The following is an 11,376-nucleotide window of genomic DNA, read 5'->3' as shown; positions in this document are numbered from 1 at the left end:
CGGCTGTGTCGTGGGCACTTGCCATATTCGTTTTTCTGTGGGGAGAACCGGCGCCTTCGAGAGAGGTGCCTGGACAGCGAAGTGCATCTCACTCCGCTTGATGCTGTTCAGCGCGGCTAGCGCACTGCGGACGTTTCCACATCCAGCTCGGCAACGAGTGCCTGCACCCAGTCGTCCGGGATGATCGGCTGGTGGTATGTACACTCACCCGACACCACCGTCGACCCATGCAGGCGGCCATCGGGAATCAGGACCATGTCGCCTTCGTGCATCTTGAGCTGCATGCCGACGTTGCCCCAGAACAGCATGTCGCCTTCCTGAATCGTGACGAGCCGATGGTCGTTGTGGACATGCGTCGTCGAACACATTTCATGCGGCTCGATGAACGTCTCGCGGTCAATATCGGGGCACTCGGCATCAATCCGCTTGCTGATGCGGCGTGCGAACTCGCAGTACTGAGGGATCGCTCCGAGCCATTGCAACTGCTCGCCGAGATCCCAACGGCCGCGTTCCGCCAGACGTTCGCCCGCTATCGCGCCCGACACGCATTGCTCGAATGCGGTATCGCCGAAGCGATCTGCCACGGTTTGCAGCGCGGTGGCGAAACGCCCGACCAACGCAGCCTTGCGCGCTTCGGCTTCGCCGGGTCGCCGGCCCGCTGGCTGCAGCCACGCGCATGCACGCTCGAGCGCGAGACCGAAAGCCAGCCACTCGGCTTCGGCCGCAAACACCGCGCCGGTCAGCGCAAATGCGCGATCCGGACGCCGGGCAAGCGCATACAGTAAATTGGTCTTGGCCATGCTCGTCGGCAGATAGAACTGCCAGTACGCATGCTGCTGACGTGTTACACCGCATGTTGCGGCTACACGATGCAGCAACGCGTCGTCGGGAAGGTCGCCTTCGAGTGTCGGCCGCGCGTCTTGCGGCAACGCGTCGAAATAGCCATTCGCCGCCGCACGGGCCACCGCGCGCCGCTTCGACAGCGCAAGCGCCCAGCGCTGCACCATGATGAAACGCAGCCCTTCTTCCAGATAGTCATTGCGCATCAGGCGCGCAAACGTTGTATCCCAGAACGTGCTTTCATCGTCGATGATGCGTGCAAGCCGCGCACTCGCAGGGGCCACGCTTTCTCCTGCCGGTGTCGCATTGCTCAAGTACGAAAACGCATACGCTTCAAGGAACGGCGTGAGCTGTGCGCCCAGCGTCCTGACGTCGTCGCGATAGAAATCCGTGAAGCGCTCCCAGTCCGCAGCCTCGCCGCTGCGTGGCATGCGTGCGGCCTCCAGTTCATAGATCGAGAGCAGCGTACGGTTCGACGCCAGCGATGGCAACCGGCTGACGTTGTCGGCGCGCACTGGCTTCATGAACTTGAGAAATTCGAAATCTTCAGGGCGCAACGGCCGGCGATGATAGTCGTCGTCGAGCAGTAATTCATCAACGGTGGCGCTGCGAAACGGATGCGCGGCGGCGAACTGCCTGATCAGCGCCACGAACTCTTCGCTTCGTCCGGCAAAGGGCTCGAAGTCGAATAGAGCAGGATGAGAAAACGTCATGAATGAAAGCTCCTTGGACCGGCCGCGCCGGCGGAATCAATGATTGCAGTGCGTGAAGCTGCGTTTGAGGCGCCAGCGTGGCAACGTGGGTTCGCGGAGGCCGCAGGCGTCAGCGCGTCCTTGATCGAAGTCACGATTGCATCGATCAATTCAGTGCGTGCCGTATCGATGAAAAAATGACCGCCGTCGATTAAGCGTTGAGTAAATTGCCCCGATGTCTCGTGCTTCCATGCCGACAGGTTCTCCGATTGTTCGGATAACGAATCGTATCTACCGCCTAACGCCAGCAACGGACATGCGAGCGGTGCACGCAATGCATTACCTGGACGAACATAGGTCGCGCACAGATGAAAGTCGGCGCGAAGAACAGGCAGCGCAAGATCAAGGAAGCCGCGATCGCCGAGCAACTCTTCTGGCGTTGCATCAAGGCGCCGGAGCTCATCGATCAGCGCTTCGTCGCTGGAATCCAGCCAGGTCTTGTCGATCGTCCGGCAGGCAGGCGCTGCGCACGCCGCTGCGCCGAACCACACGGGCATGAGGCCATGGTCGCAGCGCAACCAGTGCGCCAGTTCAAGACCGGCCAGCGCGCCCATGCTGTAGCCGAAGATCGCGAACGGTCCCTCGATTGCCTCTATTGCCGGCAAGGCTTCGCGTCCCAATGCGTCTGCCACGTCCGGCCAGCGATGCAGCGCGGGCTGCGCGCGTTTGGCGCCGTGACCCGGATAGTCCAGAGCGTGAAGGCGTATCCACGATGGCAACAATGTGCGCCACTCCCGATAAACCGCCGCACTTGCTCCGGCAAACGGCAGACAGATCAGCGTGACATTCATCCGCTACCTGTCTCAGGCCGCTTTGGCGCCGGCATCGACCGCCATCGCTTGACGCAGGCTGAGCGGGCGCATGTCGGTCCACACGGCGTCGATGTACGCAAGGCATTCGTCCTTCTTGCCGGTCTTACCCACGGACGTCCAGCCCGCGGGCAGCGTCTTGTAGTCCGGCCAGATCGAATACTGTTCCTCGTGATTCATGACCACGTTGTAGGTCGTGTTTTCGTCGCCCCAGTTCATGGAAACTCCTTAATGCGAATGAGAATGACTATTATTACAGCTTAAATCGTCTGATGCAAAGCTCGCTTTGAAGATTGCTTATCAGCGTTGCCGCAGCGGGCTCGGAGCCCGAATGAGAGTGCGGCCGCTTCACCGTGCGGCTTGTCCAAGCACGTTGAGGCACGCTGGCGGTACCTGCGAGTCGCGCTGGACCGCAGCCAGATGTGCGCCAAGAACTCTCGCAAGCGAGGTGAAATCTTAAAAATTGTGAACAGGACCGAAGCATAGGCATCTAAGATGACAAAATCAAGTTATTGAGAATCATTTGCAATACGGAGAGTTTTTGGCGATCATGGATGCCTTGAGAAAGCCTGGACCACTCCATGGAAACGATGAACCCCGGTGTCAAGGAAGACGCCCTGAACGTGCTGATGACACGCCAGTCTTACTGGCCGCTGGCCGAACCCGCGCCCGACGGTTCCCAGCTTCAACAGATTTTCGATGCCGCCCTGCGCGCCCCTGATCACGGCGCATTACGACCGTGGCGCTTCGTGCTGATTCGCGGCGACGCGCGCCTGAAACTCGGTGAATTGCTAGTCGATCTCGCTTGCGCCCGGGCTCCCGGAGAACCGCGTTCAGCGCATGAACATCGTGGCCGCCGCGCGCTGGCCGCGCCCGTTGTGATTGCGCTCGTGGTGCCGTTGACACGCGAGACGAAGGTGCCTGAAGTCGAGCAATTGCTGTCCGTCGGGGCCGCGGCCATGAACATGCTGAACGCGATTCATGCGCTTGGTTTTGGTGGATTCTGGGCGACCGGTCCAGATAGTTACGAGCCGCAAATGCACCGCGCGCTTGGGCTGACCGAGCGTGATCGTTTGCTTGGATTTTTGTTTGTCGGCACGCCGCCAGACGGTGTGCGTGCGGTCGAGCGGCCGTCCAGCGATCGCTATGTGACTGAATGGCTCGAAGCCTGCGCCTGAAGGTGGCCGACAGAATTGGTGCGATAACAAACGGCGAGCTCTACGCCATTTTCGTTCGTGCTCCTATCCCTCATCGGCTCGAGAGGAACGTCCGGCAATCCGCCGGGCTGGTTCGGCGTGAGCGCGTTTGATCCGCCGCCGCATACCCTCTCGCCGAAACGGTACTTACCATGCCCACGGGTCTATTGACTGAGCGCTCATTGACGCAGACATCGCGGCGGGATTTTATCGATGACTTCGATACACCAATCCGGCCGCCCGTCCATGAAACACAACCGCAATTCCTGCCGTTGCGCATGAACGAAACGCTTTCGCTCGATCCATGCGCGCCGGCTCCGGGCGAGATCTTTGTATTCCGGTTTCGCAGCCAGTGGCAACGCGTGAGCGCGCAGGATTCCGCGCAGTGGCTGACGCAGGATGAAACACGGCGCGCGGCTTTGCTGCCCAGTCCCGCGCTGCGCTACCGGTATATATCGAGCCGCGCGGTGTTGCGGCTGGCCGTGGCCCGGATGCTCGGCTGCCAACCTGATACGGTTGAGTTGCGCGACGACACCCGGGGCCGGATGTTCGCGCAAGACGCCACCGGGAACATGGTTTTATGCGCCGACGTGGCTTATGCCGGCGTCTGGATCATGCTTGGCATCAGCGCCAGTTACCTGGGTTTGGGGACGTCGCTTCCTTCGTACAAGATGGCATCCGATGACGATGCATCGCTGGCGGGCCGGGTGCCGGGTCACGCTTCGCCACCTTCGGATGCTTTGCGCTTTAGCAAGCAGCGAGCGCGCGATAATAGTTTGCTTAGCGCTGCCGGACATCGCTCGGCTATCGATCATTCAAGCCTTGCGTTAGGCGAATCCGTTTCGGCTTTGGCTAGTGTTCCCAAGAGCGAGCCGTGGCATGTGTTTGACCTGCCTATGCCGGGGCAACTGTGTGCGTCGGTTTGCAGCTCGACACCGCTAAGCACCATTTTCGCTTTTGGATGGAGTAAGCGAAATGATGGGTGAGGTTTGCTTGTGGTGGACGCGGCTACGCTTTGCTTGATCCGACTTGCAAGTAAGCGTTGTGGACCTACCTCGATCCATTCCGGGAACGAATTGTGCGTCTTGCTTCCTGCGCTTACAGGTTGCGCGTGGGTTTGTCCCTTATACATAACTCACGCCGCTCATTGGCGTTTCAAACGCATTTGGCAGATTCCATTTGCGATGGTCGGCAATTGAAGTGAATGACCCTGATGAGGGTTCGCTGGTTTTGCAAATGCAAGAAGCCAGGAAGGAAATCATCGCTCGACGTACATCTGGCACGTCGCTACCGCAAGCTCTCTAGAGGAAAAACGTCATGGATAAGAATCGGGTTGAAGGCGCAGCGAAACAAGTGACCGGCTCCGTTAAGGAAACAATCGGCAAGATCACGGGCAACAAGACGACGCAAGCGGAAGGCGCCTCCGAAAGAGTCGCTGGCAAAGTTCAGTCGAAAGTCGGCAAGGCAGCCGACACCGTACGCGACATATTCAGGAAGTAACTGGGTAATGTGCGCGCTAAAGGCCGACCGGCTCCGGTCGGCTTTTTTTTGCTCCTGGCCTCGGTGTAGCGCACCGTCGCAAGAAGGCGCCTCGGACCTCATGCTCCGACTATTCCTACTGCGACAAGAAGCCCTTAACTAATTGCCTTGCTAACTACTTTGTGATTTAATGCGGTCATGTTCGATCACTGCCTTTACTTCAACTCAGCTGCCCTCGCCCGCCTCGTCGAGCGGGAGTGGACCGTTGTGTATGCAGAATTCGGGCTAACGCCACCACAGGGATTTGTGCTTCGAGTCGTACTCGCTACGCCCGGCTGCCTCAGCAGTCAGGTGGCCGACATCCTGGGCATAGCGCGGCCCACCGCAACCAGACTTATCGACAGCCTCTGCGAAAAGCAACTCGTCGAACGCCGTCAAGCCAAGGAAGACGGCCGGGAGTGGACGGTCCATCCCACTCCATCCGGTCTGGCGCTCGATCGGCCAATCAACAACGCGAGCGCCAAAATTGCACGAACCTTGCGCGCAAAAATCGGCCCGGATTTATTCGAATCGGCGGTCACATCCATGCACGGCGTAAGGAAAGCATTGGCGTAAGTCCAACGCTTTTTTAAGGTCAAATAGTTGTCTTGCTAATCATAATGGAGGCAAGAAAATGAATAGCGAATTACGTCGCGTGGCCGTGGTTGAAAAGCACATGGGGTGGCGATGGTCGGCGGCCCGCGCCGCCGGCGCCGCTATGGCAACCCTTGGAATGGCAGCGCTGTTGGTCGCGCTTGCCTGCTCTGTCTCAGGCAACCGCGCAAACTATGCACGGTGCCTTCAGGCGTTCGCAAACGATGAACATCGTAGCCTTGACGCATTTTTCCAGGACCCGGCGCTGCAGGATTCGCTGGTGCAAGCGATCGATCAATGCTCGCGATGAACATCGATCGATCGTCGTCTTTGGTATAAAGGCGGCGCATGCGGCAGACTTTTCAAATGCTTTGCATGTAGTCGCGGTCTTCAGCGGGCAGCGATGAGAGCCAGTCTTGCTCAGTACCGGGTTCCGGCAAAACATGCCCGTATTCGACCATCTGCGCCAGAGGCAGTTCCGATATATAAGCCCAGACGTATCGCTTGGCAACGTCCGTGGTTTTCGAAATCGCGTCGACAATGCCCTCAAGCAACTCACGCTTGCGCTCAGCGGTGCGACCCGCGCGTATGTGTCCGTGTACGAAAATCTGCTCCGAGCGAAGAGGACTTCCACCCACGAAGTGGTTGCCTTGAGGCACGTCGTTGAAAATCACCTGAGCGAAAAAAGACTGCGCGCCGGTGGCCTGGTTGTGGATCCGCGTGATGTCTTGCGCTATGCGTTGTTTTGCATCGGCGGAAAGGCACCCGGTGGCGGCGGAAACAAAATAGGTAGGCATATAGATCATCCTTACGCGAGAAAAACACGCTTTCGTTTTACGGCTTATCAGTTGCACATACAACCACTTGACAACTGATAAGACCCAGTCACATACAGTTGCAGCTACAACCAATCAGACGAATAAATCCTTACAAGATAGTCGTAGCTACATCCTATTGCTCGCAGAACCGGCCAGATACACGCGTTAACCCGAAAGTCGATTGAACCAACCGTCAATCGACGCCGAGACGAGGGTCACACCGCTCGCCCGACATCTTGAAGCGTTTCGAGCGCTTCCAAAAGCCGCTTGCTGGCTGGCCCCTTCATGAACTTTTGAACTTCGCTTTCAACCTGCTTCTGGGCGACTTGCCAATGAGGCTCCGCACGTCGCAGCATCTTCAAGCCCTCCTTGCTCAGCGTGGCCACCTTGAATCGCGCGTCTTCTTCGCTGCCAACCTTGACCCAGCCGGCATCGATCAGGACCTTGAGGTTCCTCGAGATAGTGGTCTTGTCGAGCGCCGCTTCCACCGCGATTTCAGTGAAGGTCGCCGATCCTAGTCGCTCGAGCGCGCGAAGAAGCGAGAATTGCGTGATTTTTAATCCGATTGGCCGGAGCGCATCGTCGTAGACGCTCGTTAGAGCGTTTGCCGAGCGGCGGAATTGTGTGCAGTAGCAGTCCGTGAACATGACATTCCAGATTCGATTAGCGGCGGATATTCCCAAGCCGTTGCGATACCGCAATTAAGCGCCCTCTTAGCGCCGGTGAAATATCACTGGCGTCAAATAAGATGCATATGCAACTGCTTTAGTATAGCTCGCATCTCGCGTAGTGCGTCAATGCCAGATCACGGAAATGTTGCGTCAATCAGAACATGCGGCGCCGCCCCGCTCGTTTATCGACAACGGGGCAATGGCGTCAACTCGTCTTTAGCGGGATCTAACGTGCCACCCAAATTCTTTCAGGCATCTACCAGGAATTCGTTACGGTTTTTATCGACGATCCAGTGGGGAGCCCGGCCGCGGCCAGACCAGGTCGCGCCACTCACCGCATCACGATACTTGGGTACGCCGGTTGTAGCGGCTACCGGTGCGATCGTCTTGACCTGCGTGTGGTGTCCCATCAGCTCGGCAAGCGAGATCTTATATTCGCCCATCTTTGCGACTATTTCAGCGAGGACGATTTCGGCCTGGCGCTGTCGCGCGACGTTCAATTGGTCCTGAAGCGCTTCGCGTTGCGCGAGCAATTCTTTAAGGGTGGGCATTTCCGTTTGCATTATAAAAATTGTTCTTTGAAGTTGTATGGGTGTTCGAGTGCGTATTAATCCGCGAAGGCAGAAGCAGGAAAAGGCGCGTTTTAGTTGCGATTCGTGGCTGCGCGGCTGTCTTCAACCGGGCAGCGAACTTCGTCAGAGTTTTCAGTCGCCGTGACGCCGCTAACGATAGTTGCCTATCAGCCGACGATTCGAGAGGTGCTGCCTGCGCGCGGGGTTTCCCGCGCGCCTCTTCACTGAACCAGCGGTAGTGTACGCCCATCACGCCAAATCGACTTGGAACCGCGACTTTGCGGATCGATATAGATACAAATACAACGCTCGGCCCAACTGATCCAGTCGTCGATATTAACGATATCTTGCGCGCAGCGTCAGGCGCTGAATCTAGTGAAACAATCCGTTTGGCGCAAACGCCGACTCCTTAAGGGGAATGAATTCGGAAACTGAATCCGCAAGCGGGCGATCGTTCAGCAGGCAATGGTCTTCAAGCGGGACACATCACGGGAGCATTAGGCATCCCGGCAATATTCGGGACTCATTTCGCGCTTCTGTCCGCCTGCCTTATCTTAGGCATTTAAGCATCGACGCGCAGGAAGCTAAATGAAAGCATGAGATCGCACTAACAAGGTCGCAAAATCAAGTAGAACAATAAACCCAACCAGCGGTTTCACCCATTCGCCAAGCGCTCAATAACCAGGTCAAGCAACGCCCTCAGCCTTCCAAGCCGGCGCAGGTCGCGATGGTAGCCGAACCAGACGTCGCGACCGGGCGGCGACTCTCCCAGATCAATGCGATGTATGCCGGTCGTATTGTCGCCGAGCGCGCAAGGGAGGACCGCCAGTCCGCCTCCCTCCGCGCACATCCTGGCTTGGGCGCCGCGGTTGTTGCTGCCAAACGCAAGGTGCGCTTTCGGTAGCAGGCGTTTGAGCCATTCGACATCCGGTAGCGTTCCAAATGCGCTGTCCATGGTGACGAGGTTATACCCTTCGCCGTCTCCCGCCAGCGGCGGAACCATGTCGACCGGAGAGTAAAGCGCGTAGTCCATATGCCTGAACTTGCGCTGGATCACGTCGGCTTCATCGAACTGCGTAATGCGAAATAGCAGATCCGCGTCGCGCCTTGCCAGATTGAATTGGCGGGAATCGGTCACGAGTTCGATGCTTACGTGTGGATTCGCTCTAAGGAATTCGGCGAAGAGCGGCGTCAGGACATGAATGCCGAACCAGTCCGACGATGAAACCCGCAACACGCCGGTCAGATGCTTCTCCTTGCCGGCCAACGAGCGTTCGAACGCGAGTGCATCCTCCTCCATACGCTCCGCGTGCATCAGGACCGCTGACCCTTCATCGGTCAGGACAAAGCCATCCGTCGTGCGCTGAAACAAGGTTTGGCCAACTGCTGATTCGAGGGCTCGCAGACGGCGACCCATGGTCGGCTGTGTTTGACCGGCCTGTTTTGCGGCTGCGCCAAGCGAACCCGTGCGCGCAATCGCCAGGAAAATCCGAACATCGCTCCAGTCCATTTCACCTCATGCATAAACGTTTGGTCGCCGTGCAATAACGTCGATTGCCGTAATTTCCCGCATGGACGAATATGAATCAAGCAAATTCGCTCAATCGGCGGGAGAAACACCATGAACATGCAAGCGCTGGTTCTGAACCGCTATAACGGGCCGCTTGAACTGACGGAACTCTCTCGCCCAAGCGCCGGACCCGGAGAGGTGCTGGTGCGAATCAAAGCCAGCGGTTTGAACCCGCTCGACACCAAGATTCGCGCCGGTAGCGCGGCGCATGCGAAGCATCCGCTGCCGTTGGTGCTGGGTATCGACATGGCGGGCGTGGTCGAAGCAGTCGGGCCGGGCGTGGCTCAGTTCAAGGTGGGTGATGAGGTGTACGGAATGACTGGCGGCGTTGGCGGCATCCAGGGTTCGCTCGCCCAGTTCGCAGCAGTCGATGCGCGTCTGATCGCGTTAAAGCCTTCTAACCTGTCGATGAAAGAGGCCGCAGCCCTGCCGCTTGGCTTCATCACGTCTTATCAGGGAATCGTGGACAGGGCGCAATTGAAAGCGGGGCAAACAGTGCTTGTCCAAGGCGGAGCAGGCGGTGTCGGACATCTGTCCGTGCAACTCGCGCAAGCGTTAGGCGCGCGGGTTTTTGCAACGGTGAGCAAAGGCGACGCCGAACTCGTAGCACGTTATGGCGCGACTGCTATCGACTATCGAGAATATTCTGTCGAGCAATACGTTCAGGAATACACCAACGGGGAAGGCTTCGACCTGGTGGCCGACACGGTTGGCGGAGAGACGCTGGACGCGTCGTTCTCAGCGGTCAAACAATGCGGGCGTGTCGTGAGCGCGCTCGGCTGGGGCACGCACAGCTTGGCGCCATTGTCATTCCGCGAAGCAACGTACTCAGGCGTATTCACGCTCTCCGCGCTGCTAACGGGCAAACATCGTGAGCACCATGGCGCAATGTTGCAAGTAGCAACTCAACTCGCCGAAGCGGGAAAGCTCGTGCCCCGAGTGGATCCCCGCAGTTTCGACCTGGCTAGCGCGGACCTCGCTTATCAGGCTATTACAGCCGGAACCGCCAAGGGAAAAATAGTCGTCGATGTTCAATAGCGACTAAGGCGCGCTAAGCAAAACGGCCGCGAATTCCTAACGTGATTGCACGACTTACGCCGGCCGCGCAAACCGCTTGGCGCCCACCACGCATAGCACCACGGCTGTTGCAACGGCCACCATCGGCCAGCCGACTGGCTCATGCAACAAGGTCGCGGCAAGCACGAGTCCGAAGAAGGGCTGCAGCAATTGCAACTGCCCCACTGCCGCAATACCGCCCTGAGCCAGCCCGCGATACCAGAAGACAAAGCCAATCAACATGCTGAACAACGACACGTAAGCGAGTCCCATCCATGCCGATCCACCCACGTCAGCCCAGGTCGACGGCATGGTGATCAACGCCAGCGGCGCCATGATTGGCAGCGACAACACAAGCGCCCACGAGATCACCTGCCAGCCGCCGAGCTTGCGCGAGAGCCTGCCGCCTTCGGCATAACCCAGCCCGCAGACGATGATGGCCGCGAACATCAACAGATCGCCGACAGGCGATGCGCCCGTTCCCCTGGCCAGCGCGAAACCCGCTACAAGCAAGGCGCCAAATCCGGAAAACAGCCAGAACGCCGGGCGCGGATGTTCGCCACCTCGGAGCACGCCGAAGATGGCGGTCGACAGCGGCAGCAATGCAACAAAGACAACAGAATGAGCGGCGGTGATGTGCTTCAGCGCAAGCGCGGTCAGCAGCGGGAAGCCGATGACGACGCCGCACGCAACCACCGCGAGCGAAATCAGGTCGCTTCGTTCGGGCCGCTTTTGGCGGAACACCAGCAAGAGCGCGAGTCCGAGCAAGCCCGCGATCCCCGCACGCGCGACTGTGAGGAAGACCGGGTCGAACGCCGCGACCGCTACGCGTGTCGCAGGCAATGAGCCGCTAAAAATCAGCATCCCGAGAAAACCGTTCATCCATCCGCTTGCTGCCTTGTCCATCATGCTCCCCTATTTTCAGCTAGCAGTATCAGGCCGCAAAGCATGGATTTTCCAGAGACAGTGCACTACAGTTA

The 11,376-nt window shown here is 58.4% G+C and carries 14 protein-coding genes; 6 read left to right on the top strand and 8 right to left on the bottom strand.

Annotation, left to right across the window (positions count from 1 at the left end; genetic code table 11):
• Positions 1-116 precede the first annotated feature (116 nt).
• The 3 genes from ACMX25_RS10620 to ACMX25_RS10610 are packed head-to-tail and all read right to left on the bottom strand — an operon-like array spanning position 117 to position 2,620.
• Positions 117-1,553, bottom strand: coding sequence for a cupin domain-containing protein (locus ACMX25_RS10620; RefSeq protein WP_414949730.1), 1,437 nt, complete (start codon positions 1,551-1,553; stop codon positions 117-119).
• Positions 1,550-2,383, bottom strand: coding sequence for a thioesterase II family protein (locus ACMX25_RS10615; RefSeq protein ID WP_414949729.1), 834 nt, complete (start codon positions 2,381-2,383; stop codon positions 1,550-1,552). Before ACMX25_RS10615 ends, ACMX25_RS10620 begins: the two co-directional genes overlap by 4 nt.
• Before the next feature lie 12 nt (positions 2,384-2,395).
• A complete protein-coding gene (locus ACMX25_RS10610) occupies positions 2,396-2,620 on the bottom strand; it encodes an MbtH family protein (protein ID WP_414949728.1) in 225 nt (74 codons plus the stop codon).
• A 362-nt stretch (positions 2,621-2,982) separates the two neighbouring features.
• Between ACMX25_RS10610 and ACMX25_RS10605 the strand changes: the two genes are divergently transcribed.
• The 5 genes from ACMX25_RS10605 (at position 2,983) to ACMX25_RS10585 (ending at position 6,019) form a co-directional block, all read left to right on the top strand.
• Positions 2,983-3,579: a nitroreductase family protein gene (locus ACMX25_RS10605; RefSeq protein ID WP_414949726.1), complete on the top strand. Its 597-nt coding sequence runs from the start codon at positions 2,983-2,985 to the stop codon at positions 3,577-3,579.
• A 170-nt stretch (positions 3,580-3,749) separates the two neighbouring features.
• Positions 3,750-4,583, top strand: a complete 834-nt coding sequence (locus tag ACMX25_RS10600) for a hypothetical protein (RefSeq protein ID WP_414949725.1) — start codon at positions 3,750-3,752, stop codon at positions 4,581-4,583.
• A 331-nt stretch (positions 4,584-4,914) separates the two neighbouring features.
• Positions 4,915-5,097 (top strand): CsbD family protein, encoded by a 183-nt coding sequence (locus tag ACMX25_RS10595; protein WP_414949724.1) that lies wholly within the window; start codon positions 4,915-4,917, stop codon positions 5,095-5,097.
• Between the two features lie 177 nt (positions 5,098-5,274).
• Positions 5,275-5,691, top strand: coding sequence for a MarR family winged helix-turn-helix transcriptional regulator (locus ACMX25_RS10590; RefSeq protein WP_414949723.1), 417 nt, complete (start codon positions 5,275-5,277; stop codon positions 5,689-5,691).
• A 58-nt stretch (positions 5,692-5,749) separates the two neighbouring features.
• Entirely contained in the window at positions 5,750-6,019 is a 270-nt protein-coding gene (locus tag ACMX25_RS10585) for a hypothetical protein (RefSeq protein WP_414949721.1), read from the top strand.
• A 52-nt stretch (positions 6,020-6,071) separates the two neighbouring features.
• On the opposite strand, the gene ACMX25_RS10580 is transcribed toward ACMX25_RS10585, so the two are convergent.
• The 4 genes from ACMX25_RS10580 to ACMX25_RS10565 form a co-directional block, all read right to left on the bottom strand.
• Positions 6,072-6,506: a tautomerase family protein gene (locus tag ACMX25_RS10580; protein WP_414949720.1), complete on the bottom strand. Its 435-nt coding sequence runs from the start codon at positions 6,504-6,506 to the stop codon at positions 6,072-6,074.
• Positions 6,507-6,742: 236 nt separating this feature from the next.
• Positions 6,743-7,174 carry a MarR family winged helix-turn-helix transcriptional regulator gene (locus ACMX25_RS10575; RefSeq protein ID WP_414949719.1) on the bottom strand — a complete coding sequence of 144 codons (432 nt, stop codon included), beginning with the start codon at positions 7,172-7,174 and terminating at the stop codon, positions 6,743-6,745.
• A gap of 272 nt (positions 7,175-7,446) precedes the next feature.
• Positions 7,447-7,749 carry an H-NS histone family protein gene (locus tag ACMX25_RS10570; protein ID WP_414949718.1) on the bottom strand — a complete coding sequence of 101 codons (303 nt, stop codon included), beginning with the start codon at positions 7,747-7,749 and terminating at the stop codon, positions 7,447-7,449.
• 676 nt (positions 7,750-8,425) lie between these two features.
• Complete coding sequence (locus ACMX25_RS10565) at positions 8,426-9,280, bottom strand: LysR family transcriptional regulator (RefSeq protein ID WP_414949716.1); 855 nt, start codon at positions 9,278-9,280, stop codon at positions 8,426-8,428.
• Positions 9,281-9,391: 111 nt separating this feature from the next.
• On the opposite strand from ACMX25_RS10565, the gene ACMX25_RS10560 reads away from it, so the two are divergent.
• Entirely contained in the window at positions 9,392-10,378 is a 987-nt protein-coding gene (locus ACMX25_RS10560) for a zinc-dependent alcohol dehydrogenase family protein (RefSeq protein WP_414949714.1), read from the top strand.
• 54 nt (positions 10,379-10,432) lie between these two features.
• On the opposite strand, the gene ACMX25_RS10555 is transcribed toward ACMX25_RS10560, so the two are convergent.
• Entirely contained in the window at positions 10,433-11,302 is an 870-nt protein-coding gene (locus ACMX25_RS10555; RefSeq protein WP_414949964.1) for a DMT family transporter, read from the bottom strand.
• Positions 11,303-11,376: the final 74 nt, after the last annotated feature.

It is taken from the genome of Caballeronia eucalypticola, from assembly GCF_047608185.1.
Lineage (GTDB): Bacteria > Pseudomonadota > Gammaproteobacteria > Burkholderiales > Burkholderiaceae > Caballeronia.
This window is presented reverse-complemented; position numbering and strand designations above follow the sequence as displayed.

Bases quoted from the DNA above. Each gene is read 5' to 3' on its own strand.
- ACMX25_RS10610 (WP_414949728.1), bottom strand. From the start codon at position 2,620: ATGAACTGGGGCGACGAAAACACGACCTACAACGTGGTCATGAATCAC.
- ACMX25_RS10615 (WP_414949729.1), bottom strand. From the start codon at position 2,383: ATGAATGTCACGCTGATCTGTCTGCCGTTTGCCGGAGCAAGTGCGGCG.
- ACMX25_RS10570 (WP_414949718.1), bottom strand. From the start codon at position 7,749: ATGCCCACCCTTAAAGAATTGCTCGCGCAACGCGAAGCGCTTCAGGAC.
- ACMX25_RS10555 (WP_414949964.1), bottom strand. From the start codon at position 11,302: ATGGACAAGGCAGCAAGCGGATGGATGAACGGTTTTCTCGGGATGCTG.
- ACMX25_RS10620 (WP_414949730.1), bottom strand. From the start codon at position 1,553: ATGACGTTTTCTCATCCTGCTCTATTCGACTTCGAGCCCTTTGCCGGA.
- ACMX25_RS10560 (WP_414949714.1), top strand. From the start codon at position 9,392: ATGAACATGCAAGCGCTGGTTCTGAACCGCTATAACGGGCCGCTTGAA.
- ACMX25_RS10590 (WP_414949723.1), top strand. From the start codon at position 5,275: ATGTTCGATCACTGCCTTTACTTCAACTCAGCTGCCCTCGCCCGCCTC.
- ACMX25_RS10565 (WP_414949716.1), bottom strand. From the start codon at position 9,280: ATGGACTGGAGCGATGTTCGGATTTTCCTGGCGATTGCGCGCACGGGT.
- ACMX25_RS10600 (WP_414949725.1), top strand. From the start codon at position 3,750: ATGCCCACGGGTCTATTGACTGAGCGCTCATTGACGCAGACATCGCGG.
- ACMX25_RS10580 (WP_414949720.1), bottom strand. From the start codon at position 6,506: ATGCCTACCTATTTTGTTTCCGCCGCCACCGGGTGCCTTTCCGCCGAT.
- ACMX25_RS10595 (WP_414949724.1), top strand. From the start codon at position 4,915: ATGGATAAGAATCGGGTTGAAGGCGCAGCGAAACAAGTGACCGGCTCC.
- ACMX25_RS10585 (WP_414949721.1), top strand. From the start codon at position 5,750: ATGAATAGCGAATTACGTCGCGTGGCCGTGGTTGAAAAGCACATGGGG.
- ACMX25_RS10575 (WP_414949719.1), bottom strand. From the start codon at position 7,174: ATGTTCACGGACTGCTACTGCACACAATTCCGCCGCTCGGCAAACGCT.
- ACMX25_RS10605 (WP_414949726.1), top strand. From the start codon at position 2,983: ATGGAAACGATGAACCCCGGTGTCAAGGAAGACGCCCTGAACGTGCTG.